Annotated in this window: 17 protein-coding genes; 7 read left to right on the top strand and 10 right to left on the bottom strand. The window is 46.5% G+C overall.

All coding sequences use genetic code 11. The features are described 5' to 3' along the window. The first annotated feature begins 83 nt into the window (after positions 1–83). From NE536_RS15470 to xthA, 5 genes are all read left to right on the top strand, one after another. Complete coding sequence (locus tag NE536_RS15470; protein ID WP_261273237.1) at positions 84–2,306, top strand: TonB-dependent siderophore receptor; 2,223 nt, start codon at positions 84–86, stop codon at positions 2,304–2,306. Between the two features lie 141 nt (positions 2,307–2,447). Beyond that, positions 2,448–3,575: an IucA/IucC family C-terminal-domain containing protein gene (locus NE536_RS15465; protein WP_261273236.1), complete on the top strand. Its 1,128-nt coding sequence runs from the start codon at positions 2,448–2,450 to the stop codon at positions 3,573–3,575. Positions 3,576–3,695: 120 nt separating this feature from the next. Beyond that, positions 3,696–4,241: a septation protein A gene (locus NE536_RS15460; protein WP_012587356.1), complete on the top strand. Its 546-nt coding sequence runs from the start codon at positions 3,696–3,698 to the stop codon at positions 4,239–4,241. After that, on the top strand, positions 4,241–4,540 hold the full coding sequence (locus tag NE536_RS15455) for a YciI family protein (RefSeq protein ID WP_028761008.1): 300 nt from the start codon (positions 4,241–4,243) through the stop codon (positions 4,538–4,540). The genes NE536_RS15460 and NE536_RS15455 overlap by 1 nt, the downstream gene beginning before the upstream one ends. Beyond that, complete coding sequence (gene xthA / locus NE536_RS15450; RefSeq protein ID WP_261273235.1) at positions 4,540–5,352, top strand: exodeoxyribonuclease III; 813 nt, start codon at positions 4,540–4,542, stop codon at positions 5,350–5,352. Before NE536_RS15455 ends, xthA begins: the two co-directional genes overlap by 1 nt. Positions 5,353–5,853: 501 nt before the next feature. Here xthA and NE536_RS15445 read toward each other — a convergent pair. The 10 genes from NE536_RS15445 to NE536_RS15400 form a co-directional block, all read right to left on the bottom strand. Then, on the bottom strand, positions 5,854–6,267 hold the full coding sequence (locus NE536_RS15445; protein WP_261273234.1) for a hypothetical protein: 414 nt from the start codon (positions 6,265–6,267) through the stop codon (positions 5,854–5,856). Between the two features lie 236 nt (positions 6,268–6,503). Next, entirely contained in the window at positions 6,504–6,995 is a 492-nt protein-coding gene (locus tag NE536_RS15440; protein ID WP_259590344.1) for a GNAT family N-acetyltransferase, read from the bottom strand. Between the two features lie 471 nt (positions 6,996–7,466). Beyond that, complete coding sequence (gene recR, locus NE536_RS15435; RefSeq protein ID WP_006082081.1) at positions 7,467–8,066, bottom strand: recombination mediator RecR; 600 nt, start codon at positions 8,064–8,066, stop codon at positions 7,467–7,469. A gap of 12 nt (positions 8,067–8,078) precedes the next feature. Beyond that, complete coding sequence (locus NE536_RS15430) at positions 8,079–8,408, bottom strand: YbaB/EbfC family nucleoid-associated protein (RefSeq protein WP_028759630.1); 330 nt, start codon at positions 8,406–8,408, stop codon at positions 8,079–8,081. A gap of 237 nt (positions 8,409–8,645) precedes the next feature. Then, a complete protein-coding gene (gene dnaX / locus NE536_RS15425) occupies positions 8,646–11,963 on the bottom strand; it encodes a DNA polymerase III subunit gamma/tau (RefSeq protein ID WP_261273233.1) in 3,318 nt (1,105 codons plus the stop codon). Between the two features lie 37 nt (positions 11,964–12,000). Then, the gene (gene apt, locus NE536_RS15420) at positions 12,001–12,552 is read right to left on the bottom strand and encodes an adenine phosphoribosyltransferase (RefSeq protein WP_086010671.1); all 552 of its coding nucleotides are present in this window, start codon (positions 12,550–12,552) and stop codon (positions 12,001–12,003) included. A gap of 267 nt (positions 12,553–12,819) precedes the next feature. Continuing rightward, entirely contained in the window at positions 12,820–13,188 is a 369-nt protein-coding gene (locus tag NE536_RS15415) for a YbaN family protein (protein WP_261273232.1), read from the bottom strand. Positions 13,189–13,542: 354 nt separating this feature from the next. Next, positions 13,543–14,289, bottom strand: a complete 747-nt coding sequence (locus tag NE536_RS15410; protein ID WP_261273231.1) for an HvfC family RiPP maturation protein — start codon at positions 14,287–14,289, stop codon at positions 13,543–13,545. Beyond that, positions 14,289–15,158 carry an HvfB family MNIO-type RiPP peptide maturase gene (locus NE536_RS15405; RefSeq protein WP_261273230.1) on the bottom strand — a complete coding sequence of 290 codons (870 nt, stop codon included), beginning with the start codon at positions 15,156–15,158 and terminating at the stop codon, positions 14,289–14,291. Before NE536_RS15405 ends, NE536_RS15410 begins: the two co-directional genes overlap by 1 nt. A 115-nt stretch (positions 15,159–15,273) precedes the next feature. Next, a complete protein-coding gene (locus tag NE536_RS15400; protein WP_006082089.1) occupies positions 15,274–15,705 on the bottom strand; it encodes an HvfA family oxazolone/thioamide-modified RiPP metallophore in 432 nt (143 codons plus the stop codon). A 268-nt stretch (positions 15,706–15,973) separates the two neighbouring features. Between NE536_RS15400 and NE536_RS15395 the strand changes: the two genes are divergently transcribed. Both NE536_RS15395 and NE536_RS15390 read left to right on the top strand, forming a co-directional pair. After that, the gene (locus NE536_RS15395) at positions 15,974–16,921 is read left to right on the top strand and encodes a tRNA-dihydrouridine synthase (protein WP_106650821.1); all 948 of its coding nucleotides are present in this window, start codon (positions 15,974–15,976) and stop codon (positions 16,919–16,921) included. A gap of 251 nt (positions 16,922–17,172) precedes the next feature. Further along, the gene (locus NE536_RS15390; RefSeq protein ID WP_261273229.1) at positions 17,173–17,532 is read left to right on the top strand and encodes a TraR/DksA family transcriptional regulator; all 360 of its coding nucleotides are present in this window, start codon (positions 17,173–17,175) and stop codon (positions 17,530–17,532) included. The last annotated feature ends 227 nt before the right edge of the window (positions 17,533–17,759 follow it).

Below are 17,759 nucleotides of genomic sequence, written 5' to 3'. Positions count from 1 at the left end.
GGATAACCCCGAAACTTTAGCATGGGCCAATGTTGGCCCAGCTTGTTTAACCCCCAACCTAAACGGAATTAAAGATCAACATTATGAAGACTTTTCCTCTCTCCAGCATCGCACTCGTCTGTCGGCAAGCCCTCGTTAACCCGAAGCTATTGCTGTGCTCAGCCATGTTAGCCACGGTTCCCCATGCCACAGCTGACACTGTCGATGCGGATAGTAAGACTAAAAAGCACCAGAAAGAAATTGAAGTCATCAATGTCATTGGCGCTAAGGATTTACACGACAATCGCTATAAAACCCAAGCGATGAACACGGCAACTGGGCTCGATTTATCCTATTTAGAAACGCCGCAGTCGGTCACGTCTATCACCCGTCAAATGATGAACGATCAACAGCTTAATAGTGTGATTGATGCTATGACCAGCGTCGCTGGGATCAATGCTCGCCCTATGGATAACGACAGATACAGCATTAGTGCCCGCGGTATTGCCGTGACCAGCATTTTGTACGATGGCGTGCCCACCACCTACGACACCCGCTTCAACTATGGGGATAATCTCATCGACACCGCCATCTACGAGCGAGTAGAAGTGGTACGCGGCGCGACGGGACTCATGACGGGAGCCGGTAATCCATCGGCGGCGATTAACCTTATCCGTAAACGCCCGACCCAAGAGTTTATGGGCAGCACCTCGTTAAGCGTGGGCTCATGGAATAATGTGCGTGGTATGGTCGATGTTTCCAGCGGCTTAAATGATTCGGGTTCTGTGCGCGGTCGCGTGGTGGCCGCCTATCAGGATAAAGATTCATTCCAAGACAGATATGAGCAGCAGCGCACCACCTTATACGGCATAGTCGAAACCGATATTGGCGATAGCACCTTGTTCACCCTAGGGGTTGATTACCAAGATGCCACACCGAGCGGCACTATGTCGGGCGGCTTACCACTATTTTACAGTGATGGCAGCCGCACTAACTATGATCGCGCCACTTCAACAGCGCCCGATTGGGGCTCGGCGCATACCCAAGGCCTCAACACCTTTGCCAGTCTAGAACACAGATTTGATAATGGCTGGAACCTAAAAGGGACTTACACTTATGGAGACAACTCGTTGGAGTTCGATGTGCTATGGGCCACGGGCTATCCCGATCCTGTAACCAATATAGGCGCAACAGCAGGCTCTATTGCCTATGTCGACGGCAGTCGCACCCAACACAATGTGGATTTGCGTGCCGAAGGACAATTCCAGCTCTTTGGTCAGGAACATCAATTGATGTTTGGCTGGAATGGCCAACGCCAAGAGTTCGCCAATCCCTACTATAATCCCACAGTAAAGGCGCCACCACTGGGAGATTTTCGCGATCCGAACTTCCAGTACCCTAAACCTCAATGGCAAGATACCTCAGACATTGGCTCATCTGGCGAAACCAAGCAGAGTGCAGCCTATGTGGCGACGCAGCTAAATCTCAGCGACGCTTTAGCAGTCCTCGTCGGATTACGCCTCAATGAGTGGAAAACCGACCAAGATAACTTTAAAAGCCTATACAATTTCAACATCAACAACGAACTCACTACTTACTTCGGCCTCACATACGCTCTGACCGAGCAATATTCGCTTTATGCCAGCTATACCGACATTTTTGCACCGCAAACTAAACAAAGAATCGATAAAAGCTATCTAGATCCGGTCAAAGGGAAAAACTACGAAGGTGGGATTAAGGCGAGCCTGTTCGATGAGGCTTTAGATATGTCGCTGTCGGTGTTTGAGGTCAGACAAGACAATGTCGGAGTCAGCACTGGCGATGTGATCCCTGGTACCACAACGCAAGTGTATGAAGGCGTAAACGGTACAAAAACACAGGGATTCGAATTTGAATCAACAGGTAAAATCACTGATGACTGGAATGTTTACTTAGGCTACACCCAGTTCACCACCGAAGATCCTAAGGGCAAACGCATCAATACCACATCACCACGTCAGCAGTTAAAACTCTTCACCACTTATACCTTTGGTGGTGATTGGCATAAATTGCAAATTGGTGCAGGGGTTAACTGGCAGAGCCGCGTCTACCAAGAGGCTGATAAACCGGTAGGCAATGGTATAGACAAGATTAGAGTCGAAGTCGAGCAAGGCTCCTATGCACTGGCAAGTTTGATGGCAAGTTACGCCTTCACCGAGCAACTTAAGCTCAGCGCCAACCTGCACAACGCCTTAGATAAAACCTACTACAGCCAAGTCGGTCAATACAGCCAGTTCCAATACGGTACACCGCGCAGTGCCAGCTTAACCTTGGACTATCGCTTCTAAGTCAGACCTTTATTGAGATAGTTCGAAAACCCTTGTGAGTCCAAATCTTGGGCTCACAAGGTACTCATCTATTGGACTTATCAATAATAGCGGGGCTTATCAATCACAGCGGCAATGAATTACAGCCATTAAGGAGTCACTATGGCAAGCCAACGAGGAGACACCAGACTGCAACGATTGCGCGATACCTCGCTCAGCCACGACGGTTTGAATCACACCATTTTGACACTCAATCAGCTGTTACATGAGCGGGCGCCCTTCTATGGCGAGCACCTTAGCGCAACGTCCTCACCCACGGGACTCAGTTTCGATGAATGGAGCTGCGCCGATACTTATCAAAAACTCATTGCGCGTTTTGCTATAGCGCACCCTAGCGCCGAAACTCAGACTGAAGCTGAGATTCAAACCGAGACGGATAAAACAGCTGCAACCAGCCAAACGCCCGCTTTCGCCAGTAAAAGCGCTTTGGTCAGTAAAAACGCTGTGCCCAGTAGAAAAGACACTCGCAAAGCGCTGCATTCACTTTGGGGCCAATGGTATTTCGGCCTCTTAGTTCCGCCTATGATGGAATGGATTTTCAATGCCCCAAAAGCCGCATTCGAGACTCTTCACTGGCAGCCACGGTCCGTGTTTATGCAGCTACATGCCAGTGGCCGAGTGGCAAAATTTGAATTTAACATCGCAAAACACCAGCCAATTACTGCTTTGACTTTTAAAAAACATCACGGCATCAAGCCACTTTCCCAAACCAACACTAAGCCAAGTATCAAGATAGACACTGAGGTGCACTCGCCATTAAGCCCATATAAGCCGCCAGTTGATAAAGAACTTGTCCTACAAGGTTTTATCTTAAACTTACTGCAGCCGAGTGTTGAGCGCCTGCTCACTCTGAGCCCTGTACCCGCCAAGTTATATTGGAGCCACTTAGGCTATCTTATCCACTGGTATCTTGGGGAACTGGGACTTACCGAGCAGTACAGCCAGCAACTAAAACAAGCCCTGTTTCGCCGCACGACCTTTTTAGATGGCAGCACAAATCCGCTGTATAACAGCATTAACTTACTCAACGAACCAGAGCGAGACAGCGCAACACCGAATACAGTTGCGAGAATAGTAACGAGTACAGCATCGAGCTCAACGAGTCCCAAAATCCACTGCATTCGCCGTACTTGCTGCTTAAGGTATCAACTCGCCAACACTGGCCAATGCCACGATTGCCCGCTGTTAAGTCGTGCAAAGGTTAACGTCAACGCCGCCAAGCAAACGTGAAGCGAGCTTATAAGATTAAATCGGTTTAATGGGCAAGATCGCAATCCTAGGCCCATGATGCTTTTGCCCTTATGTTGCACATGCTACACTCAAGCCCATGTCTCTTTAACACGATTAATTATGAAACAACTGCTTGATTTCCTGCCCCTCGTCATCTTTTTTGCCGTCTATAAATTTTTCGATATTTATATCGCCAGCGGCGCATTGATCGCAGCCACCGCGCTTCAATTGATCGTGACCTATGCGCTATATAAGAAACTTGAAAAGATGCACTTAATCACCTTTGCTATGGTGACAGTGTTTGGCACACTCACTTTAGTGTTCCACGATGATTCTTTTATCAAGTGGAAAGTGACCATTATCTATAGTTTGTTTGCTATCGCCTTAGGTGTCAGCCAATTGCTCAATAAATCGATATTAAAGTCGATGTTAGGCAAAGAAATGCAAGTAGAAGACAAGATTTGGGCTCGCGTAACTTGGTATTGGGTCGTCTTCTTCGCCAGCTGTGGCCTAGTCAATATTTATGTCGCCTTTAGTTTGCCATTAGAAACTTGGGTCAATTTTAAAGTGTTTGGTTTAACCGCTTTAACCTTAATTAATACTGTCCTGACCGTATTTTATCTTTATAAACACCTTCCCGAAGATCAACGCAAGGAACTCAAATAATGTGGTATATGATTTCAGCTCAAGATTTTGAGAATAGTTTAGAAAAACGTTTAGCCGCACGCCCAGCCCATTTAGCTCGCCTGCAAGCCCTCGCCGATGAAGGTCGTTTACTGATCGCTGGCCCACACCCAGCCATCGACAGCGAAAACCCAGGTGATGCAGGCTTTAGTGGTTCACTGGTTGTCGCAGATTTTGAATCCTTAGTGGCAGCAAAACACTGGGCTGATGCCGATCCCTATATCGAAGCGGGCGTTTACCAAAGTGTTGTGGTTAAACCCTTTAAACGAGTCCTGCCTTAATGAAAATAGTGTCCTTTAACATCAATGGTCTGCGGGCACGTTTGCATCAATTGCAAGCCTTAATCGATAGCCACCAGCCCGACATCATCGGCCTGCAAGAAACCAAAGTGCACGATGAGGCGTTTCCATTAGCCGAAGTCGAAGCCATGGGATATCAAGTGCATTACCACGGCGGTAAAGCTCACTATGGTGTTGCCATGCTGTCTAAAATCGCACCAGAAAAGCTGCAAAAGGGTTTTCCAACCGATGATGAAGATGCCCAGCGCCGCATGATTATCGGCACATTTACCCAAGCGAATGGTCGTCCATTGACTGTGTTCAACGGCTATTTCCCCCAGGGCGAAAGTATAGACCACCCAACAAAATATCCTGCTAAACGTAAGTTTTATCAGGATTTAATGCACTACTTGCAGACAAATCACAACAACGATGAAGATATCGCCATCATAGGTGACATCAATATTTCGCCGACCGATTTAGACATAGGCATAGGTGAAGTCAATCGTAAGCGTTGGCTGAAAACCGGCAAATGTAGCTTCCAACCGGAAGAACGTGAGTGGTTAAAAACCTTACAAGACTGGGGCTTAATCGACACTTTCCGTCAATTACATCCAGAGCGCATCGAACGTTATTCTTGGTTTGATTACCGCAGCAAAGGGTTTGACGACAACCGCGGCCTGCGAATTGATGTGATTTTAGCAACGCCTTCACTGGCAGCACGTTTAGTCGAATCCGATGTCGATTACGATCTTCGCGGCATAGATAAACCCTCAGACCACGCGCCCATTTGGAGCACGTTCAAAGAGGCTTAATCTGCTAGAATTAACTATCTTGTAGACATAAAAAACATCGGCTTAAGCTTAATACCGATTAGTTTAGATAAATTGCTTGACTATCTCGCTGAAATCTAAAAATCCGATGACCTATGTCATCGGATTTTTATGTAAGTATTTGAAATATTAGCCCGCACCCGAATCACTCGTTTCTTCCCATTCACCAGCATAACTGGCGTCTTGATAGCTCAATAATGTATTAGTTTTCTTATATAGACAGCTGGCTTACTTTGGGGCTGGCAAAGAAGCTATAAAGCTTTCCTGCAACACTTGAACTCCTCCAAAGAATGCGGATATTGCAAAGCCATTAAGCAAAGCAAACCTGTAAAAAAAGCCAGCAATCAAGGTAGTAAAACACTCATCCCAATTTATGCACTGACTCTCTGTTGTGTTGGAGTTATTCTTGTTCAACAGTTTGGATCAAGTGGAGGGCCATTTATTCATATTTCACTCTCCGAGTGATAAGGTTTACTTCTGATATCAATGCGTTTTTTGGATCTCAAATTTCGCCATGAAGGTGTCGGACAATATGACTCCTGCCATAGCACCAAAGGAAACGGTGAAAATCATGATGAAAGGTAGAGGTTTCAAATAAGCGAAAGTGAGAACACCTTGACCGAACCAGTGCAGTAAAAGACCAAGGATCATGACACCAAAAGCGAGCTTATTCGCGGCAAAAAACATCGGAATTTCGAACGCCCACAACGCTTTATTTTCCTTAAATTGAGCGAAACCGAAATAGAGATAAAGCAGCAATGCCAACATAGCGATCGCACAAACGCTGAGTGTATAGCTTAATTGAGATGTCCCGGCCAAGACTTGATAGCCGATACGAATGGCATAAATACCGACACCCAACCAAAGTATCAGTAGTGGCAATAAAATGAGTCCCATTTTTTATCCTTAAAAGTTGAGATATACATGCACTTTGCACCTAAAGCGAGCTCTGAAAATAGGCGCTTAATGCTATCCCAGACCTCGGTTCGTGAAGTGAGCGCTTGAAGTAAGTTCTTAGATTGAGCACTTAGCGTCAGATCCTATAGAAAGTTAGGACTTGGAATGAGCGCTTAGAGTCCATTCTTAAAGTAAATGCCTTAAGCAACCGTTAAAATAGCGCCAAGACCAGCATGCTACTTTATCCGCGCCATATGATACACACTGACAAACTCACCATTTCTAAAAGCAAAATCCTTCGACTCACCTTCAATCACAAAGCCAAACTTTTTATACAGACCAATGGCGGCATGATTATCGGTATAAACCGTTAATTCAATTCGTTTTATATTCATCCATTTATCGGTAAGCTCAAGCATAGCGTTAATCAAAGCGCTACCAACACCGCGGCCTTGGTAGCTGTCTTTTACCCCCATTCCAAAGGAGGCAACATGCCTACGACGGGGTTGCTCGTACACCTCAAAACCCAACTCGCCAATAATTTCACCTTCAATCTCTGCGACATAGCGACTAATATGATTCGATGTTGCCGCAAGGCGTGACTCCCATTTATCGGTCGATGGCCAAGGGAGTTGTAAGGTACCCGTATAGGCATTTGGGCAGGCATATACGGCTTGAATGGCTGCGGCGTCACGCTTCTCTGCATGCCTAATCGTAATCTTTTCCAATGAGTCCCCTCCATGGTTTTCTAATAAAAAATACCTGTCCGGTTCAACGTACATAGAGCTAAGCACACGGATCTAAATCCACGAATTAGCTTAGGCACAAAGGCGCGAACACTGTGGCGAATCGCAACTTAGCCCGCTTCTTATCTAACCGACTTTACGGATGAAGCTCGCATAAGACAAGTATGAAATTTAAAAAACTATTGATAAACCTAGTTTTTATATGGATAGATATCAATTGAGATGAGCATTTAAAACCACGGTGCTATCTCCATTGCCCTACCACACCGCCTCGACAATCCTGCCTCGACATCTAGATTGAAACACTAAGCAAATAAAAAACCCGCTCAAGATAAGTTCTTGGCGGGTTTATGGGATATCGCGACACTTAAGTCGAGCCGAACAGTTCAGCATTAAAATTAAGCTAGTATAATCAATCACATTACACTAACTAAACTGAGTCACTGTGTTCTGTCAAAGCGGTAAACGACCATTAAATGACAAGGCTAACGTCGTGCTATCCACGTATTCAAGCTCTCCACCAACGGGTACGCCGTGGGCGATGCGACTGATCATCACCTTATGGCGTCTGGCCATATCAGCAATAAAATGCGCTGTGGCCTCGCCTTCTACCGTCGGATTGGTCGCTAAAATCAACTCGGCAACATCACCCGAAGCCAAGTGGCGCTCGAGTAACGCTAAACCTAGCTCTTCTGGCCCAACACCATCGAGTGGCGATAAATGACCTAAAAGCACAAAGTAGCGACCAGTGAAATGTCCACCCGCCTCAATGGCTAACACATCGGCCGGCGTTTCCACCACACAAATGGTGGAAGACGTGCCGCGTTTATGGCTAGCACAAATCGGACAGAGGGTTTCTTCAGTGTAGGTTCGGCAAGACTGACAATGACCGACGTCACTCATCGCACTGGACAGCGCACTGGCTAATTTAAGCCCTGCTTTTCTGTCACGCTCGAGTAACTGAAACGCCATACGTTGCGCCGATTTAGGCCCAACCCCAGGTAAACAACGCAGGGACTGAATTAACTCATCTAACAGTGGACTAAATTTCATCGGCTATCTCAATTAAAATGGCATCTTCATGCCTGGAGGTAATTGCATACCACCAGTGACTTCGGCCATTTTAGTTTTTTGATTTTCTTCAATTCGACGGGCTGCATCATTACAAGCTGCAGCAATCAAATCTTCCAGCATTTCTTTGTCGTCTTCCATCAGGCTTGGGTCGATTTCGACTTTACGTACTGTGTGCGCGCCTGTCATGGTGACTTTCACCAAACCTGCACCCGATTCACCCACCATTTCCATACGGGCGATTTCTTCCTGCATTTTGGCCATTTTTTCTTGCATCATCTGGGCCTGTTTCATCAGATTGCCCATACCGCCTTTTCCAAACATAGTCTTTTCTCTTCTATTAGGGTTAGTCGCAAGCATTAACGCGGCTAATCTTACTTAAATAAATGGGATTGGCAATCAATGCCGTTATCTTGTTAATAAACTTATGATCTCGATGCCGAGTTTCTCAGCAGCATTACTATAAATAGGTACTTTAAGCTCAAATTTAAACCACGGCGTAACAAATTAACGACCAAACTTTGCCCCTAGGACTCGTCGATTGTTGATAATCGATAGTGGTTAACTCGCGGCCTCAGTTAGCTCAGGTAAAGCTTGTATTTGCTGACTGCGTAAATTCAACAACTCAGGTGGGTACACTAAACTATCGGCATCGAGTTCGGCGCCCATACGTTGGATCAACCATTGCACATTGTCATCATGGATCAATGATTGATGCGCCTGTTGCAGCAACTCTTGGTGGAAACGCTTACGTAACTCTAAAGGCGTTTCCCGCTGTTCATCGATTCCTATGACCACTTGCACCCGTCTTGGGTTCCCGAGCGCAGCACTTAAGGCTTGCTCGAGCTGCACTATGGCCACATCGGCCGCTAGATGCTTCTGGTTTGGCTTAAGCAACAGCGGCAAAGGATCGCTCTGGGTTTGGCAAACGGAATTCACCGCCAATTGCCGCACTCGTCCGCCGATCTCTAAGCTCGCCATCAACTTGTACCAATGCAAATCTAATGGATGACCACTAATAGGTTGAGTCGAACTGAGCGCAACGTGTGTCTCCTGCGTGCGTTCAACAGCACTAGCCGTCTGATTTAGTGCATCATTAGCAGTGTTGCTAGCCTCTAAAGATCCTTGGCCACTGCTGGCAGAGTCATCATTTATATCAGAGCCTTGAGCCATCACAGCATCAGCGATATCAGTATTACCGCTATCAACCTGAGTCGTTTCGATAAGCTCAGCTGTTGACGCTACTTCTGGCGCAGCCTCCCAAGGAGGACGGTCATATGCTGCCGGTTTGACTGGATCAGCTGGGACAGAACTAGAGGCTCTTGCAACCGAAGGCACTGATTGATGCTGAGCAATTGGCTCAAGATCTAAGTCAAAATCATCATCGAAATCTATTGTTAAATCGGGGTCTAAATCAGCGGCGGGATCGGCAGAGAATGACGTACACCCCTGACTTGCATCACTTTTACTGGTAGGTTTTGATAAACTGATCCCATTGGCTTTACTGTTTGATGTCTTTAATTTTGAGTCCAGTGACGACTTTTTTTCATCACCGTCCTTAACACTTAAGGCATCAAGATCCGATAACAGTGAATCCCGCGCAGCCAACACAGCCGAGAGAATATCATCATCGGCTAAGGATGCGGAGGCTAGTGTTGGAATTGAAATTGGAGTTAGTGTCTGAGGAGACACTTGAGCCATTACTACTGACTGACTATCAACAGAGCCTTGCATGCCAACTGCACTTTGAATACCTATGCTTTGAATACCTGTGCTTTGAATACCTGTGCTTTGAATATCAGCAGAATGTTGAACACTATCCGAGTGTTGCACATTAGCTGAGTGTTGAACATCATCAGGTACCGCATGAGCCTCAAAGCTGTGATGAAAGTCGTCATCATTGTAAGAGCCAGAAGAAAATTCAACATAAGCATCTTGATAGGAATCGAGCGGCGCTGACTCTTGGGCATAAGCTCCCATCGCTGGATAAGAATGCGCTGCTTCAGTTCCATAGGGACTATGTTCATCAAGCCCCTTTTGCTCTAGCGTGTTGTTAGCGGTGAGATTGTTATCCAGTGTGTTCTCAACTGCGCTGTCGTTATCAGCAGGTGTTGAATCAACAAGCGTTTCAGCCATAGCTGGATTAACAATACTCGACTCGGCAGTTGCCCCGATTAATTCAGGAACTTCACTATTCTGAGCATCTAAACTCGCAACCGCTGCCTCAATGTCAGCAGCAGCTTCAGTAACTTGAGAAGGCGCTTGAGCGGTTGATACTGTTTGAGTTTGAGGCTCTACCTCTGCATTCACTGTGTCAGTGTTTAAGCTGTCAGCGTTAAATCCCTGACTCTGCGCCTGACTTAGAATCACCGCCTGTTCGGCAATTAATGCCGCATCCGCTTCGAGCTCAGCATCAAGCGCCTGCTCTACAGTATCTGCTGGCTCAATTGACACGTCAGCCATGTCAACAGCGTCCGCTTGCGCGGTTTCAACTTGCTGGTTAGCGCTAGTTTGCTCAATTAATGCTGTTTTTTTTTCAGCAGGCACTGTTTTAATGGTATGCGGTTTAGTGCTATGTGGTTCAGCAGTATGTGTTTCAGCAAACTGTTGTTCATTTACATGAGGAGCTTGCGCTGCAGCAGTTGCCGCAACGGGCGTTTGCCCTTCGGGTAAACGGATCTCAGCGACCGCTTCAGGCTGCCAACGCTTTACCGGCTTTTCTGGCACAAATGCGACTGCGCGTAACAGCGCCATCTCAAGACCCGATTTAGGATCGGGTGCATGGGGTAAATCTTTGCGGCCCGTTAATAAAATCTGATAATAAAGCTGCACTTGCTCCGGCGTCAGCTGCTCGGCAAAGGCGCGAATTTGTGCGCTATACAAGGATTGCTGCGCGCAAGCGGGGGCAAATTGGGTCAAGGTAATTTGATGTAACAACTCAAGTAAACTGCGTAGCACTTCTTGGGCATCTGCGCCGTACGCGAGCACTTGGGCACAGGTATGCATTAACACACCAATATCGGCATCGGTTAAGGCATTAAGCAAGGCAACTACATGCTGCTCATCAATACTGCCAAGCATAGTTTGCACTTGAGTGAGCATCACATTGCCGCCACCAAAGGCGATGGCTTGATCTGTCAAACTCAAGGCATCACGCATACTGCCATTGGCGGCTTTGGCAAGAAGCTTTAGGGCTTCAGCATCAAAGGGAAATTGCTCTTGAGTCAAAATATGATTGAGCTGAGTGCCAATTTCGCTTTGGGTAAGGCTTTTTAAATTGAATTGCAAACAACGGGATAACACAGTCACGGGCAGTTTCTGTGGATCAGTTGTCGCCAAAAGAAATTTAACGTGCTCGGGGGGTTCTTCTAAGGTTTTTAGCAGTGCGTTAAAACTGCTGCGCGACAGCATATGCACTTCGTCGATGAGATAAACCTTAAAACGGCCACGGGTCGGACGATACTGCACATTGTCTAACAGCTCACGGGTGTCATCGACCTTAGTTCGGGACGCGGCATCGACTTCAATTAAATCGACAAAACGGCCTTGAGCGATTTCCACGCAGCTGCCGCAAACCCCACAGGGAGTCGCTGTCACGCCTTGTTCGCAATTTAAGCCTTTGGCAAAGAGTCGCGCCAAGCTGGTTTTACCGACACCGCGCGTTCCCGTAAACAGGTAAGCATGATGTAAGCGCTGCTGGCTTAACGCATTGGTCAAGGCATGCAAAACATGGCTTTGGCCAACCATTTGATCAAATGTGGCAGGGCGCCATTTTCTGGCTAACACCTGATATGACATGGAACTCCCCAGAGTATGTGATACAAGAGCGGGAGCATGCGCCCCGAGAACTTTGAAAGATAACATGTCATGATTTGACATGCCATCAAACTATCCCAAGGCGCCTTTAGCTGCAGATTTATTCGCCTTCAAACTCACAAAGTTTAACCAACTCAAGCCCTAATGCGGTTAAACGAGCTTCACCACCTAAATCAGGTAATGAGATCACAAAGGCCGCATGTTTAACTTCACCGCCCAGTTGGCGAATGAGTTTAACGGTCGCTTCAATAGTACCGCCAGTCGCGAGTAAATCGTCAACCACTAGCACTTTGTCATTTGGATTAATCGCATCAGTATGAATTTCTAGGCTATCGTGACCGTATTCCAGTTCATAGCTTTGGCTGATAGTCGCACGCGGTAATTTACCCGGTTTACGCACAGGCACAAAACCCACACCCAATTCTAAAGCCAGCGGCGCGCCAAACAAGAAACCACGAGCCTCAGTGCCCACAATTTTGGTAAAGCCTTGGCCACGATAATGTTCAACTAACAAGTCGATGGTCGCTTTATAGGCGGCTGCATTCTCAAGCAAACTGGTGACATCTCGAAATAAAATCCCTTCCTTAGGATAATTAGGAATCGTTTTAATGCTTTGCTTTATCAAGGATAAGGTTTCTGTATTCATAGCCATCATATTTACTTAATAAGTTACTTAATCAATTCACCAACCTAGCGTTGGCGGTATAAAACAAAACGTCCACACTGGGTGGACGCATTGTCGAAAGTCGGACAAAGCTTATGCCGCTTTAGTTTTAGTTGCAACAATCACAACGCACAAGTGATGGAAAGGTTATCAATTTGTGCCTTAGATCAAACCCTGTCGACACAGTGTTAAATCACCTCAACCATGACGCGACGAAAACGATTTGCCACACATTGAATCCATAGTGTCGCTCAATCATCCCTCTATTTCAGGGATCCCTTTGAGATACCAGAGTAAGACGAGTGCCATCACGAGCAACAAACCTTTTACCCAAAGGATAGGCACCACAATAATGCTGACACTAAAACTCAGCGCGCTGACGACCATGGCTTTGCGTTTCAACCCCTTACGCATTGCTCGCTGCTCTTGCCACTGGGTTAAGGCATCGGCAAACCAAGGGTGAGTCATCAACCAATGGTGTAAACGTTCACTGGAGCGGGCAAAGCAGAAAGCGGAAAGCAAGATAAACGGCACGGTCGGCAGCAAGGGCAGCACGATACCGAGTAAACCTAAGGCTAACGCGGTTAAACCTAACAATAAAAATAATCCGCGCTTTAATACCATCGATTTACTTACCCTTTATCGGAAAAACAAAAGCCACTCTAAGAGTGGCCAATAGTCTATGCGCTCGAGATTAACGCTCGCTTAAATTAGACCTAAGTGCTTTAACCAAGACAGGCTTGCTGGCAGAGTCGGCAACAGTAAAACTAAAATAAAACCAATAAAATACAAAAAATTAAATGGGTCTTTAAACGGCTGACTACTCATTACAGCTCCTCTAGTATGTGCAAGTATAAGTGCGCAGGAATCGTACAGTGATTGAGATCACAAAACGGCCGACATTGTAGCGGTTTGTCAAATTAATAAAAACCCTCTAACTGTAGGGTTATTGCATTTATTTCGGCAATAATCCCAGCCTTAAGACTGACGTCCGCGCACTATCCCTTTGGCCGCTAATTGCTCGAGTAACTGGCTACAACCTTGCGCAATAATCTCTGGTGCCATTTGAGGGTAAGTGATTGTTAACCAATCAAGTATCTCTTTAAAACTCGCTTGGCCTTGAGCTTGAATAAATGCCAGCACCTGTGCGCTTAAGGGATTTAACTGTAGGAAACACACTTCACAATCGGCATCTTGGTAGAGACAAAAAAACACTGGCGTATCGAGTTGTCGCTGCGGACGATAATCCTGACGAATGTGCTGCACCTCAAAATGATACTGCGCCACCCTCGCCGTCTTCGATAAACATAAGGCCTGCGTCGAAATTTGCGCTGGGCTAAGTTGAGATTCATCCCCACTCCCCTGTGCCACCGCGACGGCCAACTCCAGCCATTCATAGTGGGCTAATTCGAGCATAAAAACAGGATCATTCGCCGTGGGTTGATATTGCTGCTGTAAAAAATCTAAAAACTCGCCCGCGATGTCGATAAAAATTGGCGATTGGCAATCGTGCTGGCTAAAAAAGCTTTGCACTAATGCCAACCACTCTTCCTCAGAATACAAACTTTTCAGCACGGGAAAGCCATTCGACACAAATCCCAGCACATTATTGAAAAATAACTCGCGGTAAACCTGCATGCGCCGGACATCAGTATCCGCGGGCAATGGCCGAGAAGGATCGCGGATATAATCGATAAAGGATTGCTGCACTTGCTTAAAATCCATTAGGCGATCCTCTTTACAACATGAGCGCGATTTTGAGCAAGCGATCTGGGCGCTGCCGCTTGATAAGCGTGGATTTGATTGAGCTCGAGCAACAATTCAGCAGTTGTCGGCACATTAAAGTCACGCTCAAGCAAGGTCGGCTTTACCCCATGTAAGGCATAGCAACGTTGCAACAGTGCCCAAACGGGATCGTTAATGGCGGCGCCATGGGTGTCGATGAGTAAATCTTCAGCTTGCTTGTAGTGCCCAGCGATATGCAGATAAGCGATACGCTCCGTCGGCATGGCCTGTAAAAAGGTATCGGCATCGTATTGATGATTTATCGAGTTCACATAGATGTTGTTCACATCGAGTAGCAGCTTACAATCGGCTTCTTGCAGCACGGCATTGACGAATTCAAGTTCGCTCATGTGCGCGCCGGGGGCGGCATAAAATGACACATTTTCTAAAATGAGTGGCCGCTCTAAAATATCTTCGACCTGCTTCACCCGCGCCGCCACATGCTTTACCGCTGCGTCGGTAAAAGGGATAGGCATGAGATCGTATAAGTGACCTTGGCCTGAGCAATAACTTAAGTGTTCGGAATAGACTTGGATTTGGTGTAAATCCATAAAGGTTTTGATGTTTTTTACAAACGTGAGATCTAAGGGTTCAGGGCTACCAATCGATAAGCTCAAACCGTGGCAATAGAAACTATGTTGCTCAGTCAGTTCACGAAATTGACGGCCAAACTTACCGCCTAAGGTCATCCAGTTTTCTGGTGCTACTTCAAAAAAATTAATCACTTCTGGCACCGATTCACAAAACTCACTGAGCATTTCTCGCCGTAAGCCCAGCCCTACCTGTGCCGCATTTTTTTGATCATTCATAGAACCTCACGAACGCTTGCTGTCATCGCTTTAGGATAAAACAAAAGAGACCAGCGCGGGCTGGCCTCTTTTGACTCAATAACCCCCATCACTGCGGGAATCAGTACAGTCGGATTTATTTCATTTCTTTTTTAACGGCTTCGACTTTAGCGTCAACTTTCTCGGCGGTTTTCTTCATATCCGCGCCACATTTCGCTTCACCACACTTACCTTCGTGTGCTTTCGCCATCGCGGCTTTTTTCACATCGGCACCGCATTTCGCTTCGCCACATTTGCCTTCATGGGCTTTATCTGCGGCCGCTTTTTTCATCTCGGCGCCACATTTAGCTTCACCACATTTACCTTCTTTGGCTTTTTCAGCGGCGGCTTTCTTCATATCCGCGCCGCATTTGGCTTCACCACATTTGCCTTCTGAGCCGACAATTTGATAACCCGCATCCATTGCTTCAAAACCAAACGGGTTAGTTTGAGCATTGACTGCAAAAGCTGAACTCATTACGACTGAACCTAAGGCTACTGCAACTGCTGTTTTTTTAACTGAATTCATAAATAATTCCTTCTTGTTTATTGAGTAATGTTGACCAACAACAGTAGAAGTAGCTGGCTTACTGCAAAAGACCTGCCCCGTTTCAATTCTATTGCAAAAAATATCACTAAATCACAGAAATGGTCAAAATATCCTGCTAGGACAATCAGTTTAGCGTGGATTTTATTTATGAGTGCGCCTATTAATCCGCATTCACTCAGCCACTTTGTAACTTAAGGCCGATAAGGTAGAATGCTCGCCCTTTGCAAATAGATATGGGTTTACTGCAGTGCGTGTGATTTTGGCTCCAATGGAAGGCGTAGTAGACGCTTTGATGCGTGATATTCTATCGACCATCAATCCCTACGATTTGCTCGTCACCGAATTTGTGCGTGTGGTAGACCAACTGCTGCCTGAAAAAGTCTTTCTCAAACTGTGTCCTGAGCTACTCAACAAGGGGAATACTCCTTCGGGTACGCCCGTGCGAGTGCAGTTACTCGGCCAAGAACCCCAATGTATGGGTGAAAATGCCCTGCGGGCAATTGAACTCGGCTCACACGGTGTCGATGCCAACTTTGGCTGTCCGGCAAAAATCGTTAACCGCAGCAAAGGTGGTGCCGTATTACTGCAATATCCTGAGAGCGTGCACGATATTGTCAAAGCCATGCGTCAAGCGGTACCGAAAGAACATGCCGTAACCGCCAAAATACGTTTAGGCTACGAAGATAAGTCACTGTTCATGGAAAACGCTATCGCTGTGTATGAAGCCGGCGCAACTGAGCTTGCCATCCATGCGCGCAGTAAAGTTGACGGTTACAAACCACCCGCCTACTGGGAATACATCACCGAAGTGCGTAAACGTTTGCCAATCCCGGTGATCGCCAACGGTGAAATTTGGAACCGCGACGATGCTAAGCGTTGCATCGACGTCACGGGCTGCGACAGTATTATGATCGGCCGCGGGGCGATTTCATTGCCCAACTTGGCCGATACCATCAAGACAGGCGCAACCCCTTATACTTGGGCGCAAACCTTAGGGCTGATGCTCAGTTATACCCAAAGAGAGCTTAATGGTCGCAAGAGTGACTATTATCCCGCCCGGATCAAACAGTGGTTTACCTACCTCAATCGTCAATATCCCGAAGCCGATACCTTATTTAGGGAGCTGCGCGTGTTTAAAACAACGGAAGAAATCGTCGCGGTATTAGAAGCTGCGCAGCGAAACTTAGCCGACTAACCATAGAGTGTGACCAACCACAAAACGGAAATCTATCTGATAAAGGTAAGAAATCGAGACTCAAACGCGGTAATGTGTGCAATGAAAGGGACTTAGTCATAGCACACATAATGCGATAGGAATGAAGTACTTTTTCGATTTTTAACGGCGAAAATATTTAAAATATGGCAGATACTTGATCTTTATCATAGTCGTTGGTAGTGGAACTATTAGACTGGACGCCTAGAGTCAAATGAAATAGGCGATTTTACGTGAGCACCACCCATATCAGACATGAATTGTCAGAGCTTGAAGCTAATCTAAGGAAAGAACTCGGCGCGCTCCCTCCGTTCCTCGAAGCCATAGGGGAGCATTATGCTAGCCTGAGTCTGGCAGAATTAATTGATACATTGGCGCAAACGCCAATGGCCGATCACCCGCTATTTTGCCAGCTGAATAAACTTGATGCCGCCTTTTGTCAGCTCGACTTAGGCCTCTACGGCCTTTGTTCCGACTGCGAAGCGGAAATCGAAACCGAACGCTTAAGCCAAGATCCCACTGAACAACGCTGCGCCTCCTGCGCCGAACATTATCAACACGAACACCGCCACGAGCTGCGCCTCACGCATTGACAGCGCTGATCCGATATCCGATAAGCAACCTGAAAAGCAGGCAAAAAAATAAGCAAAAAAACCTCCGCAAGCGGAGGTTTGGTTAGAGATTTAAGTCTAGCGAACTTTCTCTAATCAGAGTGATACTTTTTCTAAAGTAAATATACACTACCAAACCAGCGATTAACTTTCTTCGCAATAACGTCTACTTAGTAAATTAGATGTTCTTTAAACATAATAGAAACCGT

Source organism: Shewanella septentrionalis (genome assembly GCF_025370265.1).
Taxonomy (GTDB): Bacteria; Pseudomonadota; Gammaproteobacteria; order Enterobacterales; family Shewanellaceae; genus Shewanella; species Shewanella hafniensis.
Note: the sequence above shows the minus strand (reverse complement) of the source record. Positions and strands in the feature narration are given on the sequence as shown.

Coding starts and splice junctions, on each gene's coding strand:
- NE536_RS15470 (WP_261273237.1), top strand. CDS start 84: ATGAAGACTTTTCCTCTCTCCAGCATCGCACTCGTCTGTCGGCAAGCC.
- NE536_RS15465 (WP_261273236.1), top strand. CDS start 2,448: ATGGCAAGCCAACGAGGAGACACCAGACTGCAACGATTGCGCGATACC.
- NE536_RS15460 (WP_012587356.1), top strand. CDS start 3,696: ATGAAACAACTGCTTGATTTCCTGCCCCTCGTCATCTTTTTTGCCGTC.
- NE536_RS15455 (WP_028761008.1), top strand. CDS start 4,241: ATGTGGTATATGATTTCAGCTCAAGATTTTGAGAATAGTTTAGAAAAA.
- xthA (WP_261273235.1), top strand. CDS start 4,540: ATGAAAATAGTGTCCTTTAACATCAATGGTCTGCGGGCACGTTTGCAT.
- NE536_RS15445 (WP_261273234.1), bottom strand. CDS start 6,267: ATGGGACTCATTTTATTGCCACTACTGATACTTTGGTTGGGTGTCGGT.
- recR (WP_006082081.1), bottom strand. CDS start 8,066: ATGAAATTTAGTCCACTGTTAGATGAGTTAATTCAGTCCCTGCGTTGT.
- NE536_RS15430 (WP_028759630.1), bottom strand. CDS start 8,408: ATGTTTGGAAAAGGCGGTATGGGCAATCTGATGAAACAGGCCCAGATG.
- dnaX (WP_261273233.1), bottom strand. CDS start 11,963: ATGTCAAATCATGACATGTTATCTTTCAAAGTTCTCGGGGCGCATGCT.
- apt (WP_086010671.1), bottom strand. CDS start 12,552: ATGGCTATGAATACAGAAACCTTATCCTTGATAAAGCAAAGCATTAAA.
- NE536_RS15415 (WP_261273232.1), bottom strand. CDS start 13,188: ATGGTATTAAAGCGCGGATTATTTTTATTGTTAGGTTTAACCGCGTTA.
- NE536_RS15410 (WP_261273231.1), bottom strand. CDS start 14,289: ATGGATTTTAAGCAAGTGCAGCAATCCTTTATCGATTATATCCGCGAT.
- NE536_RS15405 (WP_261273230.1), bottom strand. CDS start 15,158: ATGAATGATCAAAAAAATGCGGCACAGGTAGGGCTGGGCTTACGGCGA.
- NE536_RS15400 (WP_006082089.1), bottom strand. CDS start 15,705: ATGAATTCAGTTAAAAAAACAGCAGTTGCAGTAGCCTTAGGTTCAGTC.